The sequence below is a fragment of the Collinsella aerofaciens genome (assembly GCF_040910325.1).
GTDB classification, from domain to species: Bacteria; Actinomycetota; Coriobacteriia; order Coriobacteriales; family Coriobacteriaceae; genus Collinsella; species Collinsella aerofaciens_BL.
In genome coordinates this window covers 1-21,832 of record NZ_JBDGAV010000015.1, presented here as the reverse complement: position 1 = coordinate 21,832, position 21,832 = coordinate 1, and the positions used below count along the sequence as shown (strand labels likewise).

Sequence of the window (21,832 nt, the reverse complement as noted above, 5' to 3'; positions counted from 1 at the left end):
TTCGCTCTGGACGTCGCTCGCCGGCATTGCCAAAACATCGGCGTCCCCAATGACTACCGCGTGTCTATTAATTTTTCGAGCTTGTGCTGCGCTGCTAGTTGCTGGCGTATATCCTGTTAAGTCGTCAGCATACGATTCAACAGGGAAGGCAGATTATGCATTCTCCCCATCAACGCGACGCGCATCCACAGCCGGTATGCAGCCGTCGCATCTTTTTGGGTAGCGCTCTCGCTGCGAGCGCTTCCGTCGTCGCCGGCGCGCTTGCCGGCTGTCAGCGCCCGTCAACGCTCAAGGTGGTTCGGCCCACGACGGGCGGCGGTCGCGACGACCTGTCCGATTCCGTGATCGGCAAGGACAAGATCCGCATTGGCATGGAGGCGGCCTACGCCCCGTACAACTGGCAGGTCTCCGAAGCCAGCGAGTACACCATCCCCATCGACAACGTGCAGGGCGCCTATGCCGATGGTTACGACGTGCAGATCGCCAAGATCGTCTGCAAGGCCCTCGGCGGCGAGCCCGTTGCCGTCAAACAGAGCTTCTCGGGTCTTATCGATTCGCTCAACAACGGCCAGATCGACCTCATCATTGCCGGCATGAGCGCCACGCCCGAGCGCGAGGAGTCCGTCGGCTTTTCCGATCCGTACTTCATTGGCTACTTTGGCCTGTTCGTAAAAGAGGGTTCCCCCTACCAAAACGCGACCAAGCTCAGCGACTTTAGCGGCGCTACGGTGCTCGGGCAAAAGGACACCATGCTCGATACCGTCATCGACGAGATCCCGGGCGTTGTCCACAAAAACCCGGTCGACTCGGTTCCCACGGTGTTTTCGAATCTGCTGCAGGGCACCTGCGACGCCGTGACTTACAACACCGAGAATGAGAAGGGCTATATGGCCCAAAATCCCGGTATCGTCCCCATCCAGTTTGCCGAGGGCGAGGGCTTTAAGCAGGAGGTCACGGCAAATGTCGGTTGCCGCAAGGGCTCGGACAAGCTGCTTAAGCTCATCGACAAGACACTCAAGGGCATTAGCCAAGAGGAGCGCGACCAAATGTGGGACGCGTGCCTCGACCGTCAGCCGGCATAGGGAGGCAGCATGAAAACCATTAATCGCCTGGCCTCCTTTATCAAGGCCGACCACCGTTATGTATACCTGGGCACGAGTGTTATCGCGGCGCTCGGCCTGGCGTTTAGCCAACGCAACCCCACGCCGCTGAGCTTCTTGGCCCCCACCGGTATCTTCCAAGACTGCCTCTGGGCAATCCTTTGGGCCTGGCTCGTCGTGTCGGCGGCGGCGCTGGTCACCAAGCTCATGCACTGGAACGACTATCGCGAAAAGTCGCCGTTCGCATCCGAGCGCTGCCGTCGTGGCGCACGCCTGGGCAGCTACGTCATGGTCGCCATCGCGGCAGTTTTCTTTATTGACCGCTGCGTCATGTCGTTTATCGACCTGGTGCAGGTGAGCATTGTCTCGGATTCCAACCCCAGCGACTTTTTGTCGAGCCTGGTCTACATGACCTACAAGAGCGGGGACTTCTTCATTCGCGGTATCGAGATCACCATCGCGCTTGCCACCTTCGGCACCGTCATCGCATTCTTCCTGGCGCTGCTCTTCGTGTTCCTACGCATTCAGACGTTCGACCGCGTGGATAACGACCTGGTGCGCTTCGTTAAGAGTATCGGCCGCGGCTTTGCGACCGTCTACTCCACCATCGTGCGCGGCACGCCCATGATGGTCCAGGGCCTGCTCATCTATTACGCGGGCTTCACCGTTTTGCGCGGCATGGGCTTCGAGACCGCCCAGGCCAACCAGATCTGGAGCACCTTCACCGCCGGCCTCGTCACCATCTCGCTCAACTCCACCGCCTACATGATGGAGGTCCTGCGCGGCGGCATCGAGTCCATCGATTCCGGCCAAGCCGAGGCGGCGCGATCGCTGGGCCTGTCGCAGTGGCAGGCCATGCGCAAAGTCGTGTTCCCCCAGGGCATTAAAAATGCGATTCCGGCGCTCACCAACGAGCTCATCATCAACATCAAGGATTCGTCGGTGCTCTCGGTCATCGGCGTGTTCGACCTTATGTACGCTACTACCACGGTCGCCGGCGTGTACTACCGCCAGATGGAGGTCTACTGCGTGGCGCTCGTGGTCTACCTGATCCTGACGCTCGTGGCGAGCCGCCTGCTCGAAGCCTTTGGCAAAAAGCTCGGTGCCGAGGCTCCGGCCACGCTGCCCAGCTCTAACTAGGCTTAAGACGAGGAGAATCATCATGGCAGATACCGCCACTACCGGCGTTGCGGCCGCCGCACAGACCAATGAGCCGCTCATCCGCGTCGAGGGCCTGCGCAAGAGCTTCGGCTCGCTCGAGGTACTCAAGGGCATCGACCTGTCCGTTAACCCCGGCGAGGTCGTCACCATTATCGGCGCCTCGGGCTCGGGCAAGTCGACCTTCCTGCGCTGCCTCAATCTGCTCGAGACCCCGGACGCGGGCCACATCTGGTTCCACGGCCAGGACCTCACGGCCGAGCGCTGCAACATTAACAAGCTGCGTGAGGACATCGGCATGGTGTTCCAGGGCTTTAACCTGTTCAACAACATGGATGTGCTCGACAACTGCACGCTTGCGCCCGTCACGCTCAAAAAAATGAGCAAGGCCGAGGCCGAGAAGGTCGCGATGGAGCATTTGACGAGTGTGGGGCTCGAGAAGTTCGCGCACGCCGCCGTGGGTCGCCTGTCCGGCGGTCAAAAGCAGCGCGTGGCCATCGCTCGTGCCCTATGCATGAATCCGCAGATCATGCTGTTCGACGAGCCGACCTCCGCACTCGACCCCGAGATCGTGGGCGAGGTGCTCGAGGTCATGCGCAAGCTCGCTGCCGACGGCATGACCATGGTCGTCGTCACGCACGAGATGGCCTTTGCCCGCACGGTGTCCGACCGCGTGGTCTTTATGGACAAGGGCGTGGTGCTCGAGGATGCCGCGCCGGCCGAGCTCTTCGGCAACCCCAAACATCAGCGCACGCGCGAGTTCCTCTCGCGTTATCTCGAGGACAAATAACCGACCGCAAACGCTTATGTGGCAGGGCCGCTCCGGTGGGGCGGCCCTTGTCGTCACAATCGAAAGGATGTCATGGCCGAGGTTTGGCGCTTTTTTGCGCATGAGGATGATTTTGCCGATCTGGACGAGGCTGGTGCGTGCGAGCGCCTGGGCCGCGTGCTGTCGTTTCCGACCATCTCGAGTATGGATGCCGAGGCGGTGAACTGGCAGCCGTTCGACGACCTGCGCGCGTATATGCAGCAGGCTTGGCCGCACGTATTTACGGCGGGTAAGGTCGAGCTTATCGACCATTCGCTATTGGTGACGCTTAGCGGTTCCGACCCTGCCCTCAAACCCGTCATGCTCATGGGCCACATGGACGTGGTTCCCGTGGTACCCGGCACCGAGGCTGACTGGACGCATGTCCCCTTTAGCGGACATGTGGACGACACCTACATTTGGGGTCGCGGCGCCATCGATATGAAAGACCAGGTCGCAGGCATTCTCGAGGCGGTTGAGTATGCGCTCGCACACGGCTGGGAGCACGAGCGCACCCTGCTGCTGGCTTTTGGCCAGGACGAGGAAACCACGCAGTTCGGTGCGGGTGCCATCGGCCGCGTGCTCGAAGAGCGCGGCATTGAGCTTGAGTACCTGATCGACGAGGGCGACTACCGCATCGTTCCGGCTGCCGAGTACGGCGCGGGCGAGGGCTGGCTTATGCATGCCGATCTCGCGGAGAAGGGCTACGCCGATATCGTGTTGAGGACGCGTAGCGAGGGCGGGCATTCCTCCAACCCCTACGGGGGCACTTCACTCGAGGTGCTCAGCCGTGCCATCACCGCAATCTGCGATATCGAGTGGCCGACGCGCGTGACCGACTTGCTTGCCGCCCAACTCGTCGAGTTGGGGCTCTACACGGCCGATGAAATTGCCGCCAACGGGGATGCCATTGTCCGCGATTGCCTCGCCAGCAAAAAGCTCTATCCGCTGGTGACGACCACCTGCGCGCCCACGCAGATCGAGGGTGGCAGCACCGGCGCCAACGTAATGCCGCAGGATATGTGGGCCAACATTAACTTCCGCATGCTCGAGGGCACGAGCGTGGCCGACGTTGTGGCGCGCTGCCGTGAGGCGGTTGCCGGGGCGGACCTTGCCGGTCGTGTCAAAGTGGAGCTGGGCCCCGGCAGCTCCGAACCCTCGCCGTCCCCGCGCATCGGTGGTCCCGGTCTCGAGGCGGTTCGCTCCATCGCCGTCCGCTATTTCCGTGATCCAAAGGGGATGGAGGAAAACGGATCATTCGAGCCAGTGGCAATTGTGCCCTCGACCGTGATCGGTGCGACCGACGCTGCCAACTACCAGCACATTTGCCCTGAGTGCATTCGCTTCTCGGCCTTTGTGGTCGATGATGACGAGTGCGACCGAGGCGTCCACGGCACCAACGAGCGCATCACCCGCCGCGCCTACCTCCAGGGTGTTCGCTTCCTCATCGCCCTACTCCATACGCTTTAGAATCCGACAAAGGGACTGTCCCTTTGTCGGATTCCGTGCGGGTTATATGCAGGTTTGCCTGCGCACGCTATCATATATGGGTTAGACCGCAACTATGTACCCCATACGCGAAGGGATGCGCATGTATCTGAAGATCGACATGCTCTAGCTGGACTTACCCCCGCAGCGGCGCCCCGCGCCCCATCAATTCTGCCGATTTTCGCCTTCACGCATATAAAGGAGTCCGTCATGCGCGACAAGCTCGAAAAGATCATCAAGGCCTACGAGGAGCTCGAGAAGAAGCTTTCCGACCCGGCTGTCGCCTCCGATATCAAGGAGTTCACGCGTCTCAACAAGGAGTACGCGCACCAGTCCGACCTCATTGCCGCCTCGCGCGAGTACATCGGCGCGCTCGATGACATCGAGGCTGCCAAGGAAATGCTGCACGATACCACCGATGCCGATGAGAAGGAGATGCTCCAGATGGACATCTCCGAAAACGAGGCCAAGCTTCCCCAGCTCGAGGAAGACATCAAGTACATGCTCATCCCGAGCGACCCCAACGACGACAAGAACACCATCGTCGAGATCCGCTCCGCCGCCGGTGGCGACGAGGCGGCCATCTTCGCCGGCGATCTGTACAAGATGTACCAGCGCTTTTGCGAGTCGCGCGGCTGGAAGACTACCGTGCTCGATTCCAGCCCCAGCGAGGCCGGTGGCTTTAAGTCCATCGAGTTCAAGGTCGAGGGCGACCGCGTCTACTCCGTCATGAAGTTCGAGTCCGGCGTGCACCGCGTCCAGCGCGTTCCCAAGACTGAGTCCCAGGGCCGCATTCAGACCTCCACGGCTACCGTCGCCGTACTTCCCGAGGCCGAGGAGATCGACGTCCAGATCAACCAGTCCGACCTGCGCATCGACACCTACTGCGCCTCCGGCCCTGGCGGTCAGTGCGTTAACACCACCTACTCCGCCGTGCGCATCACCCACCTGCCCACCAACACCGTGGTGCAGTCGCAGGAGCAGCGTTCCCAGATCCAGAACCGCGAGGTCTGCATGCAGATGCTGCGCGCCCGTCTGTACGAGATGGAACTCGAGAAGCAGCAGGCCGAGCTCGGTGCCGAGCGCCAGAGCCAGATCGGCCACGGCAACCGTTCCGAGAAGATCCGTACCTACAACCAGCCCCAGGACCGCGTGACCGATCACCGCATCGGTTTCAACTCCACCTACAACGGCGTCCTTCTGGGCGATCAGCTCGGCACCGTCATCGAGGCGCTCGCCGCCGCCGAGCGAGCCGAGAAGCTGGCACAGGCTGTGTAGGTTCCGCCGTTCTACCGAACGGCGGACCAGCCGACGCTGCGCGGGCCGCATTTGGACAATCTGACGTTCAACTTCAAGGGCGCGACCAGAAGGTCAGCGCCCTTTCGTTTCACGTCACCTTGTCTCAAATGCGACCCGCTCGCTGGCATTGTCAAGACATCGGCGTTATCTTGGTTGGCACTTGAATGATCCCTTGGGGACGGAGGAAAACGGATCATTCTGCATCGATGCGGTGCCAGTGATCCGTTTTCCTCCGTCCCCTACGGATCATTTTGGGAAATTGCTATGTTGGTTTATTTGGGCTGACTTGGTAGCCTATGGGCCATTTACCTGCTTAAAGCGTCGGTCGATTACCAAAATAATGCTCAAAAAATCGTCCAAGAAGTCGCGGGGCGATTTTTGATGGGTCGTGCGTCAAGCGATGTGGCAAGTTCTTGGTTAGATATTGGTCAGTTTTGGGCAACCTTGCCAAAAGCTTGACGAATGCAGATTTAGACGTCGACGAATGAACATTTTAGGCAGGTTCCAAGCAAAATTCTGGGCTGATTCTCGATAATCGCCTTCAATCGCCCCTTGCCATGCGCTGGCCTCGCGTACAATCTGCTCCGACATTCGCGCGCCGTCCGGCGCTTAAGAGGGGAGGGCCCCATGGCAAACGAGATCTGGACCATCAAGCGTTGTCTCGAGTGGACCAAGGAGTACCTGGCCGAGCGCGGCGAGGAGCACCCCCGTCTTTCTGCCGAGTGGCTGCTGTGCGCCGCCACGGGCCTGGCGCGCATTGACCTATATATGCGTATGGACGAGACGCTTAACGCGGCCCAGCTCGAGACCATGCATGCGGCCGTTGTCCGCCGCGCTAAGGGCGAGCCGCTGCAATACATCACGGGCAGCACGCAGTTTCGCATGATCGACGTCGCGTGCGCCCCCGGTGTGCTCATTCCGCGCCCCGAGACCGAGATGCTCGTCGAGGAAGTCCTCAATTATCTGGATGCCAAGGTGCTGAGCCCCGAGGCTGCTGCCCGTCAGCGTGTTGAGCTGCCTTGGAACGATGAGGTCGAGGAGGCACGCAAGGCCGAGGCCGCGCTGGCAGACGAACGGGCGACCGCCGAGCGCCGTGCCGCTAACCTGACGGCTGCCGATGAGGCGGCGCTAGGCGGCGATGTACTGGGCAGCCGTGCCTATGCCGAGGAACTGGCCGACCGCGAGGCCGAGGAAGCCGCCGCGCAGGCAGCAGAAGCCGAAGCGGCAGAAGCAGAGGCCATGGAAACCCCCGAGCCCGAGCTCGACGAATACGGCATCGCCATCGAGGGTGCCGGCCAGGAGACGGCTTCGGCTCAGGATGCCGCTGCGCCTGCCCCAGCCGAGCCCCGTATCGCCCGCGTTCTCGAGGTCGGCTGCGGCACGGGTTGCATCTCGCTCTCCCTTGCCTGGGAGCGCCGCGGCCACGTTACCTGCACCGCCACCGATATCGAGCCGCGCGCCATCGATCTGGCCACCAAAAACCGCGACGCGCTCGGCCTCACGGCAGATGAGGTTGCCTTTAGTCTCACCAACCTGGTGAGCTCCATTCCCCGCGAAGAGTGGGGCACCTTCGACGTGCTCGTTTCCAACCCGCCCTACATCCCGACCGGCGTCATGCGCTCGCTGCCGCACGAGGTCAAGGACTTTGAGCCCGACTTGGCGCTCGAGGGCGGTGCCGACGGCCTGGACATCTTCCGCCGCCTGCTCAATGCGGCGCCTTACATGCTGCGCGCCGGCGGCCTGTTTGCCTGCGAGCTCTACGAGGGCGCCCTCGATGCCGCGGCCGAGCTCTGTCGCCAGGCAGGCCTTTCGGACGTGCGTATCGTCCACGACCTCACCGATCGTCCCCGCATCGTTCGAGCCATCGTCACCGAGCCCAAACAGCGTATTTAAGCTGAATAAATAGACATTTGCGCAAGTTTGTCCTTGCAATATACCGTAAAACTTCTACTATAGAAGGAGAAAGGTATGTCAAATCAGCTGCATCGGTACCGTATCGTGCTTGATTACATTGAACCTTGGCTTGATGAGCAGGATGAAGCTACGCTGAAGCAGATTTATGCAGACCTTTTGGTGCTCGAGAAGGAAGGTCCCAGCCTTGGTCGTCCGCTGGTTGACCGCGTAAAGGGCTCGAAGCTTCATCATTTAAAGGAGCTGAGAGTGACGTCGTGTGGTGGGCAGGTGATTCGCATCCTCTTCGCCTTTGACCCCAAGCGCCAGGCGGTATTGCTATTGGCGGGTGATAAGTCGCGAGCGGGATCGTCAAGGGCAAAATGGAACGGTTGGTATGCGATCAACATTCCAAGGGCCGAGCAAATATACCGTCGCCACGTAAGGAGGCTCGATCGAGATGGAACTGCATGAGTATATGGAATCTCGCGGGATAACACGCGACTCCATTACCGCCGAGCAGGAGAGGACTCGCGATCGTATCGAAGCCTATAAGCTTGCTCAGATTCGCAGGTTAAAAGATCTAACACAGGCGTCGGTCGCCCAGTCGATGGGCGTTTCTCAAAAACGTGTATCCGAGCTCGAGCGTGGGGAGTTGGGTTCGATGAGGCTCGACACGCTGAGCAGGTACGCAGAGAGCCTCGGCGGAAAACTGGTTGCAAGCATCGAGTTTCCCGATCGTACCGTTACGCTTGCGCGCTAAAAATCTTCAATTAACCCCCTCACTTTCACCGACTACTAGAGCCGCTCACCAAACCAACATGCGCTCTGGGCAAATAGGTTGAATGTTTCGTGCGAGAATGCCCCACAGTAAACAAACTTGCACCGGAGCGTAAGGGGCTGGCATACACATGCAGACGGTCTATCGGGTATACGAGGGAACGCGCGAGCCGCATCGGCTTGCCGTCGAGCGCACGGCCGAGGTGCTCGGCCGCGGCGGCCTGGCCTTGATTCCGACCGAGACCGTCTACGGTGTCGCCGTGGCAGTCAACGCCTTCTCGGGCGCCGTGCCCCAAGATACAAGCGAATTCCCATCGTGGCCGCGCGATCCGCAGGCTGCCGTCAATGGCGCCGCAGTTCCTGCGCTCGGCACCGGCTATCGCCGTATCTTCACTCTCAAGCAACGTGAGCTCACGCAAACCGTCGCTTGGCTGGTCGATGGCGTCGAAGCACTCGACCGCTATGGCGTGGATATCCCGGAAGATGCCCGCGTACTCGCGCGACGATGCTGGCCGGGAGCCCTGACTATCGTGGTCAAGGCAGCCCCCTGCGTGCCGACCTTTATGCGCGCTGCCGACGACACCGTGGCCCTGCGCGCTTCGGCCTCTCCCGTGGTCCAAGCGCTCATCCGCGCCTGCGGCAGTCCCCTTGCCTGCACGAGCGCCAACACGCACGGCGCGCCTTCGCCGGCAAGCTTTGCCGCCGTCGAGGGCCGCATCCTGGAGGGGGTCGATGTTGCCGTCGACGCCGGTGAGACCCCGTGTCGCTACGCCTCGACCATCGTGTCGTTCCAGCACGGCGGGCTCCAGATCCTGCGCCAAGGCGCACTTCCCGCATCAGAGATCGAGCGGGTCCTGTCCGACCCGATGCAATAGAAGGGTGTAAGCGATGTCGTTGAATCTGGGCAGCCTGGGCATGGAAGATGCCTCGTTTAACTTTGGCGGTTCCTACATCATGGCGCTCGACTGCGGCACTACCTCGGTACTCGCGGCCATTGTCGACGAATACGGCTGCATCGTTGCCCAGGCGCGTCGTAGCGTCAAAACCAGCTTCCCGCGCCCCGGCTGGGTGGAGCAGGATCCCACGGAGGTGCTTGCCAGCCAGATCGGCGTGATGATGGAGGTTCAGTTTAAGAGCGGCATCCATTCCGATCGCATCGCCGCCATCGGCATCTCCAACCAGCGCGAGACCACGGTGGTCTGGGACCGCGTGAGCGGCCAGCCCATCTATAACGCCATCGTATGGCAGTGCCGTCGTACCGCGCCGGCGATCGACGCGTTGGTTGAACAGGGTTGCGAGGAGCTGGTGCGCTCCCGCACGGGACTTACGCTTGACCCGTATTTCTCGGCCTCCAAGGTGCAGTGGATTCTCGACAACGTCGACGGCGCACGCGAGAGCGCGGCGGCGGGCGACCTCATGTTTGGCACCATCGACACCTGGCTCATCTACAACCTCACCGGCGGCCAGGTCTTTGCCACCGACTACACCAATGCCAGCCGCACGGCACTCTTTAATATCCATACGCTCGATTGGGACGACGACCTGCTGGCGCTCTTTGACGTTCCACGTTCCATGATGCCCGAGGTTCGCTGGAGCTCGGGCGACTACGGCCGCGTCGCGAGCGACATCATGACCAACATGCCGCCCATCATGGGCGTGGCGGGCGACCAGCAGGCATCGCTGTTCGGCCACTGCTGCTTCTATCCCGGCCAGACCAAAAACACCTATGGCACGGGCTGCTTTATGCTCATGAACACCGGTGACGAGATCGTCGAATCCAAGAATGGCCTGGTCTCCACCATCGGTATCGCTGCGGACGGCAAAGTCAGCTATGCGCTCGAGGGCTCTATTTTTGCCGCCGGTTCAACGATGAACTGGCTTCGCAACAACATGGGCATCATCTCGAGCGTGAGCGAGTCGGCACAACTCGCCGCTTCGATTAGCGACAACGAGGGCTGCTACTTCGTTCCCGCCTTTGCAGGTTTGGGTGCTCCCTGGTGGGACCCGCATGCCCGCGGTATCGTGTGCGGTCTGACCGGCGCCTCGAGCCGTGCGACCATCGTACGTGCCGCCTGCGAATCCATGGCATATCAGAGCTACGACGTGCTGCGCGCCATGGAGCAGGACGTGGGGCTTTCGATTGAGCGCCTGTCTGTCGATGGCGGTGCCTCGCGCAACGAGTTCATCATGCAATTCCAGGCCGACCTGCTGGATATCCCCGTGCTGCAATGCGAGACGGTGGAGACCACGGCAATCGGTGCCGCGTACTTGGCGGGTCTTGCCGTCGGCTATTGGGAAGACCTTGAAGAGCTGGAGCAAAATGCCCAGATCGTTAGGACCTTCCTTCCCCATATGTCCGCCGAGCGTCGCGAGCAAAACCTTGCGGGCTGGCGTGATGCAGTCAAGCGCTCGCTCAGTACCGCACAGTAGGGCTGCGATGGGCTGCTCGATACAACAAACCGCTAAACTTATGCATGGCGTGCGGCGGCAACATTGCTGCGCGCCTTGTCAGCAAGGCCGTTTTGCGGCTGCAACGAAAGGGGCAATCAACCCATGACCGTCACCTACGATGCGTCCCGTGTGACGCTTGTCGATCATCCGCTCGTCCAGCACAAGCTGTCGATCCTGCGCGACAAAAACACCGGCACCAACCAGTTCCGTCAGCTCGTGCGCGAACTCGCGCTTTTTGACGGCTACGAGGCCATGCGCGACCTGCCTATGGAAGACGTCGAGGTCGAGACCCCCATCACTACCGCCACGTTCAAACAGCTTGCCGGCAAGAAACTCGCCATCGTGCCCATCCTGCGTGCGGGCCTTGGCATGGTCGACGGTATCCTCGACCTGGTGCCCTCCGCTCGCGTGGGCCACATCGGCATGGAGCGCGACGAGGTCACCCACGAGCCGCACGAGTATTACTGCAAGATGCCCAAGGATATCGACCAGCGCATCTGCCTGGTCGTCGACCCCATGCTCGCCACGGGCGGTTCGGCCGAGATGGCCATCAGCTACCTGCGCGGGCGCGGTGTCAAGGACATCCGCATGCTGTGCATCGTCGCGGCCCCCGAGGGCCTCAAGTCGCTGACTGAGAAGGATCCCGATGTGCATATCTATACCTGCGCCATCGACGACCATCTCAACGAGGCTGCCTACATCGTTCCCGGTCTCGGCGACGCCGGCGACCGCATCTACGGCACGCTCTAGTCGCTGGGCTAAGACGGCCGCGGCTGCAAATACGAAGAAACGGTGCGCGCGGTCGAACAAAAGGCGACCGCGCGCACTCCTGTTAACGGACGTTTTGCCCTGCAGGGTTCGAGAAAAACGTATTACCGTACCTGCGGCATAAAGAAGGTCTTAAGAAAACGAACAGGTGCGTATTAACCGATGCTTTTTCGGTTGTACTTTAGCGATTGGCTCGTACAATAGTCACCAATGTTTGGCGGGAACTGTTCTGTGAGGCGTTAAAAAGGAAAGTGAGGACGCCAGTGTTTCAGATAGCCGATCTGCTCGCTATCGTTGCAGGTGCCATCGCGGGCGCGATTGCCTTCCTTCCCTTTGTCTTTACGCTCAAGCCGGTTCTTGACGATAAGCAGAATGCGGACATGCTCAAGGGTATGGTGAGTCTCGCGGTCTCGGCAATCGCGTTGCTTGTCTTTACCTTGGTTGTGTTTGTGTTGTTCGGAGAGGCATTTCGCATGTTCCTCCTGGGCGAGGCGATCGGCTTCGTGGCCTTTATGGCCGCCTGCGCGGTTCGCGTCGCCAAGGCGCTGCGAGATCCTCATGAGGTCGAAAGGTAAGTCGTGGAAATTTTTGAAAAGCTGCCTGATGAGATTAATCATCTGGTCAGCGAGTTCAGCTCCACCCCTGTCGTGGGCGATCTGAGCTGCGGCATCACGCAGTACTCGTTTTGGCTGATCGTCTCCACGATCGTGCTCCTGATCGTCCTGGCCGTGTTCAAGAAGAAGCAGACTTTGGTTCCCAAGGGCTTCTTCGTCAACGGTTTCGAGTACATCATCGAGTACGTCGAGAACGATATCGGCAAGGGTGTCGTGGGTGAGAACTGGAAGAAGCACTTCCCGTTCCTGTGCTCGCTTTTCCTGTTCATCCTGATCAACAACATGATCGGCCTGATCCCGGGAATGAAGCCCGGCACCGGCGCAATCGGCTCCACCGCCGCGCTCGCCATCTTCGCCTTCGTGTACTTCATCTACTACGGATGCAAGGCTCACGGCGTGATCGGCTACATCAAGAGCCTCGCCCCGCAGGGCGTGAGCTTCCCGATGAACGTGCTCGTGTGGGTCGTCGAGCTTTTCTCGACCTTCCTGCGCCTCATCACGCTCGCCGTCCGTCTGTTCTGCAACATGTTCGCAGGACACGTGGTCATGGGCTCGTTTGCCATCATGGCGAGCATGTTCATGCAGCCGCTGCTTCAGCAGGTTTCCGCGGCCCACGCCGTCGGCGCCCTGCCTTCGCTGGCCTGGCTTGCCATCCTCATCCTGATCTATGCGATCGAGCTTGTGGTCGGCGCCATCCAGGCTTACGTCTTCACGGTCCTTACCGCCGTGTATGTCTCCGAGGCAGAGGAGGTTGCGGAGGAGGAGTAGTCTTCCGTTCGTGCCTTAAAGGTAAGGCAATTCGTTAAACCGCCGGTGCCCGTACCCATGGAGCCCGGCAGTTATAAAAAGGTTATCCTGCGTGAAATAAGACACGCACGACAAAGGAGGAATCGTGGGAGTTATCGGTTACGGTCTCGGTGTTATCGGCGCTGGTCTTGCTATCGGCCTGTCTGCTCTGGGTGCTACGGGTGCTATGGCCCGTCAGCCTGAGGTCCAGGGCCGCGTGTTCACCGTCTTCATCATGGGCTCCGCCTTCGGCGAGGCTCTGGCTCTGATCGGCTTCGTTGTCGCGCTGATCGTTAAATAGCACGGAGCGTCAAGTATGAATCTTTCATCCCAGAAGAGCGCGATCGCACTCTCCGCATCCGCGGCCGCGCTGCTCATGCCGGTTTCCGCGTTCGCCGAGGACGGCGCTGCCGGTGCGGACATCCTCATCCCTAAGATGGCGGAGTTCATCCCGGCGCTTATCGCCTTCCTGATTATCTGGATCGTGCTGGCCAAGGTCGCCCTGCCGGGCATCATGAAGACCATGGAGGAGCGTGGCAAGAAGATCGAGGAGAGCCTCGACGAGGCCGAGAAGACCAAGCAGGAGGCCATCGCCAAGCGCGCTGAGTCCGACTCGATCGTCACCGACGCCCGTCGTCAGGCTGCCGACATCGTTCTCGAGGCCCGTAAGGACGCCGAGTCCGAGCGCGCCCGTATCATCGAGGCTGCTCACAAGGAGGCCGAGGAGATCATCGCCAAGGCCCATACGACCGTCGAGGACGAGCGCAAGTCCATTTACGCCGGTGCCGCGAGCTCCATCGCCGACCTGTCCGTTGCCGTCGCCACCAAGATCGTGGGCGAGGCGCTCGAGGACGATGCCGAGCAGAAGAAGCTCATCGAGCGCTACATCCAGGAAGCAGGTAGCCTGAATGCCGACTAGCCGCTATCAGGACAAGGTGCTCGAGACCTACGCGCGCTCCCTTCTGGAAGCCGCCAAGGCCGAGAACCATGTGTTCGAGGACCTCGAGATGATCGAGCGCCTGGCTTCTGCCAGCCCCGAGATCATCGCCGTGCTCGACACCATGTCCAAGCGCGACCAGCTCGACCTTCTTCCCAAGGTGGCAGCTGCCTTTAAGTATGTTGCCGAGGAAGACGAGGATGTAGTGGGCGTGACCGTCACCACGGCGATCCCGCTCGACGACGAGCTGCGTCAAACCATCACTAAGAAATGCGAGCAGGACTTCGGCCGCAAGGTATTCCTTATCGAGCAGGTCGACCCGTCTATTGTGGGCGGCCTGGTGCTCGAGGCCCGCGGCGAGCGTCGTGACATTTCCGTCAAGACGCAGCTGCGCATCGCGCAGGAGACCCTCGCAAACTCTGCTAATTCGTACGGAGGTGAAGCCTAATGTCCGAAACCCTCAATGCCCAGGATATCGCCAAGAAACTGCAGGAGCAGCTCACGAGCCTCTCCGCGACGGTCGATACGCATGAGGTTTCAACGGTCGACGAGGTAGGCGACGGCATCGCGCGCGTCTCCGGCCTCAAGAGCGCCATGGCAGGCGAGCTTCTGGAGTTCAAGAGCTCCGATACCGGTGAGACCGTCTTCGGCCTTGCCCAGAACCTTGACCGTGACGAGGTCGGCGCCGTTCTGTTTGGTGCCGTCGACTCCATCAAGGAAGGCGACGAGTGCCGCACCACTGGCCGCATTATGGATATCCCTGTGAGCCGCGCCATGCTCGGCCGCGTCGTCAATCCGCTCGGCCAACCTATCGACGGCCTTGGCGACATCGTCGCCACGCATCGTCGCCCCGTCGAGTTCAAGGCCCCCGGCGTCATCGACCGTACCCCGGTGTGCGAGCCGGTTCAGACCGGCCTGTTGGCCATCGACTCCATGGTGCCTATTGGTCGCGGTCAGCGTGAGCTCATCATCGGCGACCGTAAGACCGGTAAGACCGCCATCGCCATCGACGCTATCCTCAATCAGCGCGGCAAGGGCATGGTCTGCATCTATGTAGCCATCGGCCAGAAGGCCTCCACGGTTGCCAACATCCGCGAGACCCTCGCTCAGCACGGTGCGCTCGACTACACCATCATCGTTTCGGCCACCGCTGCCGATTCCGCCCCTATGCAGTACATCGCGCCTATGGCCGGTGCCGCTATCGGCGAGTTCTTCATGTACAACGGCGAGGACGGCAAGCCCGCCAGCGAGACCAACCCCGGCGGCCACGTGCTCGTCATCTACGACGACCTGTCCAAGCAGGCTGTGGCCTACCGTCAGATGTCGCTGACGCTGCATCGTCCGCCCGGACGCGAGGCCTATCCTGGCGACATCTTCTACCTGCACTCTCGTCTGCTCGAGCGTGCCGTCAAGATGTCCAAGAAGAACGGTTATGGCTCCATGACGGCTCTGCCGATCATCGAGACCCAGGACGGCGACGTCTCGGCCTACATTCCGACCAACGTCATTTCCATTACTGATGGTCAGATCTACCTGCAGTCCGAGCTCTTCTTCCAGGGCCAGCGCCCGGCAGTTGACGTGGGCATTTCCGTGTCCCGCGTCGGTGGCGACGCGCAGACCAAGGCTATGAAGCAGGTCGCCGGCAACCTCCGTCTGGACCTCGCTTCGTACCAGGAGCTCGCCGGCTTTACGCAGTTCGGCTCCGACCTCGACGAGGCTACTCAGAAGCAGCTGACCCATGGTGCCCGCATGACCGAGCTCCTGAAGCAGCCGCGCTACAAGCCGTTTGAGGTTGGCGAGCAGATCGTTACGCTGTTCGCTGGCAACGAGGGCTTCCTGGATGACCTGGGGATCGCCGACGTGCTGCCTTTCCGTGCCGAGCTCATCGAGTACATGGACAATGGCTTTGGCTCGCTGCTCGACAAGGTTCGCGCCAAGAAGATCGATGATGACACCAAGGCTGAGCTCTTGCGCGTCATCGGCGACTTCAAGCAGCAGTTCATGGCCAAGCACCATTCGGATGTTTCTGGATCAGAGGAGAACTAAGCCCCATGGCCAACCTTCGCGACATTAAGAAGCGAATCTCCTCGGTTACCACGACCAAGCAGATCACGCGCACGATGGAGATGGTCTCTACGGCCAAGATCCGTCGTGCCCTTGATCGCTCCAAGCAGGCCGAGCCCTATAAGGAGGCGCTGACCGACGTCATGTTGACGGTCGCCGGCGACGCTTCCTGTTCGGGCACCGATCCCATGCTGCAGAAGCATGAGAACGTCAAGCATGGCCTGATTGTCGTTATTGCCTCGGACCGCGGCCTTGCCGGCGGTTTCAATACGACGGTGGAGCGCACGGCCGAAAAGCTCGCCGCTTCTTGGGCGAACGACGGCATCGAGTGCGAGATCATCGCGTGTGGGCGCAAACCGGCCACGTATTTCCGTGACCGCGAAAACGTCGTCATGCACTTTGAGGGCAACTCCTCTGAGCCCGATTTCAATCAGGCCCGCATGATCTCCTCTCATATCTGCGATGCGTATCGTGCCGGTGAGCTTGACCGTGTCGAGCTTGTCTACCACCACGCCAAGAATCGCGTGGATCAGGAGCTTCGCGTCGAGCATCTGTTGCCGCTCGACCCCGAGATGATCGCTATGGCCCACGGTCCGCGTAAGAACGAGACCGACGCCCCTAAGCGCATCTCGTCCACGTTCGAGTTCGTGCCCTCTCCCGAGCATGTTCTCGGCAAGCTTGTGCCGTCTTATATCCTGACGGTCATCTACCAGGCCCTGATCGATTCGGCGGCTGCCGAGCAGGGTGCACGCCGCAAGGCCATGCACTCCGCGACGGAAAACGCCACCGCGATCATCTCGACCCTTACCCGCACGTATAGTCGCGTGCGCCAGGCTTCGATCACGACCGAGATTAACGAGATCGTCGGCGGAGCCTCAGCATTGGAGGAACAGTAATGGCTAATAACACCGTAAAGCTTGCGGTCGAGGAAGCCACCAAGAAGACGACTGCCGGTGATGGTCGCATCGTGCGAATCATCGGTCCTGTCGTCGACGTCAAGTTTGACGGTGCGGTGCCCCCGATCTACAACGCGCTCACGGTCGAGGCCGAGACCCCGATCGGTCATCTGAGCACGATCCTCGAGGTCGAGAGCCAGCTTCCGGGCGGCGTCGTCCGCACGGTCGCCATGTCCTCGACCGACGGCCTGCAGCGCGGCCTCATCGCCACCGATACCGGTGAGCCCATGAAGATGCCCGTTGGTCCCAAGACGCTCGGCCGCATTTGGAACGTCATGGGCAAGCCCGTCGACGGCAAGCCCATGCCCGAGGTGGAGGAGTTCTACCCCATCCACCATGCAGCGCCCCGTTTCGACGAGCTCACCACCAAGACCGAGATCTTCGAGACCGGCATCAAGGCCGTTGACCTGCTCGAGCCCTACATCCGTGGCGGCAAGACGGGCCTGTTCGGCGGCGCCGGCGTCGGCAAGACCGTTCTGATTCAGGAGCTCATCAACAACCTCGCCCAGGAGCACGGCGGTACCTCGGTGTTCACCGGCGTCGGCGAGCGTACCCGCGAGGGCACCGACCTGTTCCTCGAGATGAGCGAGTCTGGCGTTATCGACAAGACCTGCTTGGTCTATGGTCAGATGAACGAGCCGCCCGGAGCGCGTCTGCGCATCGGTCTGGCCGGCCTTACCACCGCTGAGTACTTCCGCGATCGTGGCCAGGACGTTCTGCTATTCATCGACAACATCTTCCGCTTCTCCCAGGCAGGTTCCGAGGTTTCCGCACTGCTGGGCCGTATGCCGTCCGCCGTTGGTTACCAGCCCACGCTGGCAACCGAGATGGGCGACCTCCAGGAGCGCATTACCTCGACCAAGACGGGCTCCATTACCTCCGTCCAGGCTGTCTACGTCCCCGCAGACGACCTGACCGACCCGGCGCCTGCCACGACGTTTACGCACCTCGATGCCACCACGGTTCTTTCGCGTAGCATTTCGTCGCTCGGCCTGTTCCCGGCTATCGACCCGCTTGCGTCTTCCTCCGACGCTCTCGATCCCTCGATCGTTGGCGAGGAGCACTACCGTGTCGCCGTCAAGGTCCAGGAGCTCCTGCAGGAGTACTCCGACCTTCAGGACATCATCGCCATTCTGGGTATGGACGAGCTGTCCGAGGAGCAGCGCCTTACGGTCAACCGTGCCCGTAAGATTCAGCAGTTCCTCTCGCAGTCCTTCCACGTCGCCGAGAAGTTCACCGGCAACCCCGGTGTCTACGTCCGCGTCGAGGATACCGTCCGCTCTTTCGCCGAGATTGTCGACGGCAAGGCCGATGACCTGCCCGAGCAGGCTTTCCGCTATGCTTCCACGATTGAGGACGTGCGCGAGCGCGCCCGCAAGATGGGGGAGAAGTAGGTTATGCGTATCCGCATCGTGTGCCCCGTGAGCTGCGCCTATGAGGGCGACGCTGCGTTTGTGTCGATTCCGTCCACGGATGGCGAGTTTGGCGTTCTGCCTGCTCACTCCAGCGAGATCTGCACGATCGACCGCGGTTACGTTCGCGTTTCCGATAAGGCCATGGGCACTGTCGACCACACGTTTGCCGTGGCCGGCGGCTATGCCCAGGTTGCGGACGATGTCGTGACCGTTCTCGCCGAGCGCGCTTGCGATTTGGCGACCGTCGATGCCGACAAGCTTAAAGCTGATATTCAAGGTTTTGAAGAGAAGCTGGGTAATTTGTCGGAGGATGATGCACGCCGCGCCTACCTCTATAATGAAATCGCATGGTGTAAGCTCAAGCTTGCCCAATAGTCAAACGATTTAGCGTTCGACCATTTGCGAACACATCATGCCCGGGATGGCCCAGCCACCCCGGGCATGCTTTTTGAAAGGGTAGACCTTGGATATTATCCGCGTTGAGGGTGGCCACGCCATCGGAGGCTCCGTGCCCGTCTCGGGCGCCAAGAACTCCGCGCTCAAACTCATGGCGGCAACGCTTCTGGCGCCGGGCAAGACGACGCTGCAGAACGTGCCCGATATTTCCGATGTCCACGTGATGGGCAAGGTGCTCAAGGGCATGGGCGCTACGATCGATGTTCTCGACGAGCACACGCTCGAGATTGATACCTCTCAGGTCGATTCTTGGGAGGCCCCCTACGAGCTCGTTGCCAAGATGCGTGCTTCCACCGCCGTCATGGGACCCCTGCTGGGCCGCTTCCATCGCGCCAAGATTGCCATGCCGGGCGGCTGCAACCTGGGTGCTCGCAAGATCGATATGCACATTCTTGGTCTTGAGGCCCTGGGCGTTGAGTTCGATACCGCCCACGGTTACATCAACGCTAATGCGCCCCAAGGTCTGCGCGGTACCACCGTCACGCTCGAGTTCGCCAGCGTCGGTGCGACCGAGAACCTCATCATGGCCTCTGTGCGCGCACAGGGCACCACGGTTATCGATAATGCCGCCCGCGAGCCCGAGATCGTCGATCTCGCCAACATGCTCAACGAGATGGGCGCTAAGATTGTCGGCGCGGGCACGCCCGTCGTGACCATCGAGGGCGTGGAAGAGCTCCATCCCGTTACCCATCGCGTGGTGGGCGACCGCATCGAGGCCGGTACCTTTATCGTTGCCGGTGCGTTGATGGCCGACGATCGCGGTGTCGATGTCACGGGCTTTTGCCCCATTCACTTGGGTATGGTGCTCAAGAAGATGGAGCTCATGGGTATCGACTGCGAGCGCGTCGAAGATGGCGTCCATGTGAACCGTGCCGAGCGTATCAAGCCGGTCGACATCCAGACGCTTCCGTTCCCCGGTTTCCCGACCGACATGCAGGCGCAGATTATGGTGCTCTCCGCCCTTGCCGACGGCAGTTCCGTTATTACCGAAAACATCTTCGAGAATCGCTTTATGTTCGCCTCTGAGCTGGTGCGCATGGGTGCCGACATTCGTATCGAGAGCCATCATGCCATGATTCATGGCGTCAAGGGCTTCTCGGGTGCACAGGTTACCTCGCCCGATCTGCGTGGCGGAGCGGCCCTCGTCGTAGCGGGCTTGATCGCCGACGGGACGACCGAGGTTTCGGCCATCCATCACATCAAGCGCGGCTACGAGCAGTTTGTCGAAAAGCTGCAGGCGCTCGGCGCGCATGTCGAGCATGCTTCCGTCCCCGATCCTGTCATCTACTAATACAGGTTGCCTATGTTTAATAAAAAGCCCCTCGCGGATACCACCGCCCGAAGACCCTCAACTGGTGCGCAGGCCAAGATCTACAGTCGCGATAACGTGGCTCGCTATTCCGAGCGCGCTCGTCAACTTCGTCGTAGCCACACGATTCGTCACGTCGCGCTCATTGTCGTGCTTGGCGTGCTGCTGAGTGCCACTACCGCTGCCGGCCTGTGGTTTGCCACCATTATGGGCAAGCTCGGCGATTCTAATGTCATTACCGACAATCTGCGTCGGGTTCTGGTTGACACCGATGAGGCAAAGGATCCGTTCTACGTGCTGCTCCTTGGCACCGACGGCCGTCCGGGCGAGGATACGTACCGTGCCGACTCGATTATCCTGGCACGCATCGACCCCACGCAAAAGCAGGCGACGCTCATTTCCGTTCCGCGCGACACCAAGGTCGAGTACAAGGGCGAGACCATGAAGATCAACGCCTGCCATACCGTTGGCGGCGCCGAGGCCATGGTCGAGGCTGTCAACGAGCTGTGCGGTGTTCAGATTTCCCACTATGCCGAGGTCAGCTTCGACGGTATGCAGGCGCTGATTGATTCGGTTGGCGGTATCGACATTAACGCAACCGATGATGTTGACGACCCCGAGCACCTGGATATTAAGATTACCGCTGGCCAGCAGCATATGGACGGTGCCACCGCCCTTACCTATGCCCGCTGCCGCTACACCTATGCCGACGGCGATTACACGCGCATGCGCCACCAGCGTCAGGTGCTTGGCGCCCTTGCCAACCAGATTCTCAATAACTTCGATGCCACGAAGATCTTTGGCCTGGTTAATTCGCTGTCCGATATGCTCGTAACCGATATGAGCGTTCAGGATATCGTGGCTACGGTCAACGCCATGCGCGGTATGGATGTCGACGGTATCTACTCGGCCAACCTGCCCTCGTACGCCGACGACAGCACCATGATCGACGGTGTGAGCTACGTCTTTGTCTACGAGGACGAGCTCAAGGAAATGATGGAGCGCGTCGATGCCGGCAAGGACCCCAAGGGTCCCAACACCATGGGTCTTTCCGACGGTTCCAGCTCTACGATCGGCGACCTGAACAACAACACGTCTGACGATTACGCAAACGGTACCGCAACCTCATCGGTCAGCTCTGACGATTCCGATGACTCAAGCGATTCGAGCGATTCGGACTACTACGAAGAGCCCACCGGCGACGGTAACGGCTACGAAGCCAACTACTAGAGTTACGCGGTTTTACCAAACCGCGTAACCAGTTGACGCTGCAAACCCGCCAGAGCGGCAATCTGCCTTTCAACTTCGGCGGCATGATCAAAAGATCAATGCCACCTCGTTTCAAGGCACCTTGCTCGCTCTGGCGGGTTTTCGCTGTCGGTGCCAAAACATCGGCGTAACACTTGGCACATGGGTAGTCATTGGGGACGTTCTTAAACGACTGGTCAAAGGGGGCACTCTTGATGCACTTGGCACTTGGGGACGTTCCTTTTAATATGAGCAGGACATTGTCAAGAGGCAAAATCGGGCCTGGCCCCAACGATATGGGGTCA

Annotated in this window: 23 protein-coding genes; 22 read left to right on the top strand and 1 reads right to left on the bottom strand. The window is 60.5% G+C overall.

Translation table 11 applies throughout. The annotated features are described in order from the left end of the window. Positions 1–155 precede the first annotated feature (155 nt). The 5 genes from AB5Z25_RS07250 to prfA all read left to right on the top strand — a co-directional run bounded on the left by AB5Z25_RS07250 (position 156) and on the right by prfA (position 5,832). The gene (locus AB5Z25_RS07250; RefSeq protein ID WP_368135172.1) at positions 156–1,082 is read left to right on the top strand and encodes a transporter substrate-binding domain-containing protein; all 927 of its coding nucleotides are present in this window, start codon (positions 156–158) and stop codon (positions 1,080–1,082) included. Between the two features lie 9 nt (positions 1,083–1,091). Then, complete coding sequence (locus AB5Z25_RS07245) at positions 1,092–2,240, top strand: amino acid ABC transporter permease (protein WP_368135171.1); 1,149 nt, start codon at positions 1,092–1,094, stop codon at positions 2,238–2,240. A 22-nt stretch (positions 2,241–2,262) separates the two neighbouring features. After that, positions 2,263–3,048, top strand: a complete 786-nt coding sequence (locus AB5Z25_RS07240) for an amino acid ABC transporter ATP-binding protein (RefSeq protein ID WP_118099385.1) — start codon at positions 2,263–2,265, stop codon at positions 3,046–3,048. Between the two features lie 72 nt (positions 3,049–3,120). Then, entirely contained in the window at positions 3,121–4,536 is a 1,416-nt protein-coding gene (locus AB5Z25_RS07235) for a M20/M25/M40 family metallo-hydrolase (RefSeq protein WP_368135170.1), read from the top strand. Between the two features lie 228 nt (positions 4,537–4,764). Then, on the top strand, positions 4,765–5,832 hold the full coding sequence (prfA, locus tag AB5Z25_RS07230) for a peptide chain release factor 1 (protein ID WP_055252487.1): 1,068 nt from the start codon (positions 4,765–4,767) through the stop codon (positions 5,830–5,832). A gap of 438 nt (positions 5,833–6,270) precedes the next feature. On the opposite strand, the gene AB5Z25_RS07225 is transcribed toward prfA, so the two are convergent. Then, positions 6,271–6,444, bottom strand: coding sequence for a hypothetical protein (locus AB5Z25_RS07225; protein ID WP_368135169.1), 174 nt, complete (start codon positions 6,442–6,444; stop codon positions 6,271–6,273). A gap of 36 nt (positions 6,445–6,480) precedes the next feature. Between AB5Z25_RS07225 and AB5Z25_RS07220 the strand changes: the two genes are divergently transcribed. From AB5Z25_RS07220 to AB5Z25_RS07140, 17 genes are all read left to right on the top strand, one after another. Further along, entirely contained in the window at positions 6,481–7,746 is a 1,266-nt protein-coding gene (locus AB5Z25_RS07220) for a N5-glutamine methyltransferase family protein (protein ID WP_368135168.1), read from the top strand. A gap of 75 nt (positions 7,747–7,821) precedes the next feature. Next, positions 7,822–8,217, top strand: coding sequence for a type II toxin-antitoxin system RelE/ParE family toxin (locus tag AB5Z25_RS07215; RefSeq protein ID WP_022094268.1), 396 nt, complete (start codon positions 7,822–7,824; stop codon positions 8,215–8,217). Further along, positions 8,204–8,506 (top strand): helix-turn-helix domain-containing protein, encoded by a 303-nt coding sequence (locus AB5Z25_RS07210; RefSeq protein ID WP_006235701.1) that lies wholly within the window; start codon positions 8,204–8,206, stop codon positions 8,504–8,506. Before AB5Z25_RS07215 ends, AB5Z25_RS07210 begins: the two co-directional genes overlap by 14 nt. Before the next feature lie 148 nt (positions 8,507–8,654). After that, positions 8,655–9,398: an L-threonylcarbamoyladenylate synthase gene (locus tag AB5Z25_RS07205; protein WP_035138785.1), complete on the top strand. Its 744-nt coding sequence runs from the start codon at positions 8,655–8,657 to the stop codon at positions 9,396–9,398. Between the two features lie 13 nt (positions 9,399–9,411). Then, positions 9,412–10,953, top strand: a complete 1,542-nt coding sequence (gene glpK / locus AB5Z25_RS07200; protein ID WP_052044221.1) for a glycerol kinase GlpK — start codon at positions 9,412–9,414, stop codon at positions 10,951–10,953. 123 nt (positions 10,954–11,076) lie between these two features. Next, the gene (upp, locus tag AB5Z25_RS07195) at positions 11,077–11,724 is read left to right on the top strand and encodes a uracil phosphoribosyltransferase (protein WP_035138786.1); all 648 of its coding nucleotides are present in this window, start codon (positions 11,077–11,079) and stop codon (positions 11,722–11,724) included. Positions 11,725–12,005: 281 nt separating this feature from the next. Next, complete coding sequence (locus AB5Z25_RS07190; protein ID WP_035138788.1) at positions 12,006–12,317, top strand: hypothetical protein; 312 nt, start codon at positions 12,006–12,008, stop codon at positions 12,315–12,317. Between the two features lie 3 nt (positions 12,318–12,320). Further along, entirely contained in the window at positions 12,321–13,124 is an 804-nt protein-coding gene (atpB, locus tag AB5Z25_RS07185; protein ID WP_022094263.1) for a F0F1 ATP synthase subunit A, read from the top strand. Between the two features lie 124 nt (positions 13,125–13,248). Next, complete coding sequence (locus AB5Z25_RS07180; RefSeq protein WP_022094262.1) at positions 13,249–13,443, top strand: ATP synthase subunit C-like protein; 195 nt, start codon at positions 13,249–13,251, stop codon at positions 13,441–13,443. 15 nt (positions 13,444–13,458) lie between these two features. Next, positions 13,459–14,061: a F0F1 ATP synthase subunit B gene (atpF, locus tag AB5Z25_RS07175; RefSeq protein WP_006235712.1), complete on the top strand. Its 603-nt coding sequence runs from the start codon at positions 13,459–13,461 to the stop codon at positions 14,059–14,061. Beyond that, positions 14,051–14,527, top strand: a complete 477-nt coding sequence (locus AB5Z25_RS07170; protein ID WP_006235713.1) for a F0F1 ATP synthase subunit delta — start codon at positions 14,051–14,053, stop codon at positions 14,525–14,527. Before atpF ends, AB5Z25_RS07170 begins: the two co-directional genes overlap by 11 nt. Further along, the gene (gene atpA / locus AB5Z25_RS07165) at positions 14,527–16,125 is read left to right on the top strand and encodes a F0F1 ATP synthase subunit alpha (protein WP_368135167.1); all 1,599 of its coding nucleotides are present in this window, start codon (positions 14,527–14,529) and stop codon (positions 16,123–16,125) included. Before AB5Z25_RS07170 ends, atpA begins: the two co-directional genes overlap by 1 nt. 5 nt (positions 16,126–16,130) lie before the next feature. Next, complete coding sequence (gene atpG, locus AB5Z25_RS07160) at positions 16,131–17,039, top strand: ATP synthase F1 subunit gamma (RefSeq protein WP_368135166.1); 909 nt, start codon at positions 16,131–16,133, stop codon at positions 17,037–17,039. Further along, the gene (atpD, locus tag AB5Z25_RS07155; RefSeq protein ID WP_006235717.1) at positions 17,039–18,493 is read left to right on the top strand and encodes a F0F1 ATP synthase subunit beta; all 1,455 of its coding nucleotides are present in this window, start codon (positions 17,039–17,041) and stop codon (positions 18,491–18,493) included. The genes atpG and atpD overlap by 1 nt, the downstream gene beginning before the upstream one ends. A gap of 3 nt (positions 18,494–18,496) precedes the next feature. Beyond that, positions 18,497–18,889 (top strand): ATP synthase F1 subunit epsilon, encoded by a 393-nt coding sequence (gene atpC / locus AB5Z25_RS07150; RefSeq protein WP_006235718.1) that lies wholly within the window; start codon positions 18,497–18,499, stop codon positions 18,887–18,889. Between the two features lie 88 nt (positions 18,890–18,977). After that, positions 18,978–20,261, top strand: a complete 1,284-nt coding sequence (gene murA, locus AB5Z25_RS07145; protein ID WP_195363613.1) for a UDP-N-acetylglucosamine 1-carboxyvinyltransferase — start codon at positions 18,978–18,980, stop codon at positions 20,259–20,261. Positions 20,262–20,273: 12 nt separating this feature from the next. After that, positions 20,274–21,509 carry an LCP family protein gene (locus AB5Z25_RS07140; RefSeq protein ID WP_368135165.1) on the top strand — a complete coding sequence of 412 codons (1,236 nt, stop codon included), beginning with the start codon at positions 20,274–20,276 and terminating at the stop codon, positions 21,507–21,509. Positions 21,510–21,832: the final 323 nt, after the last annotated feature.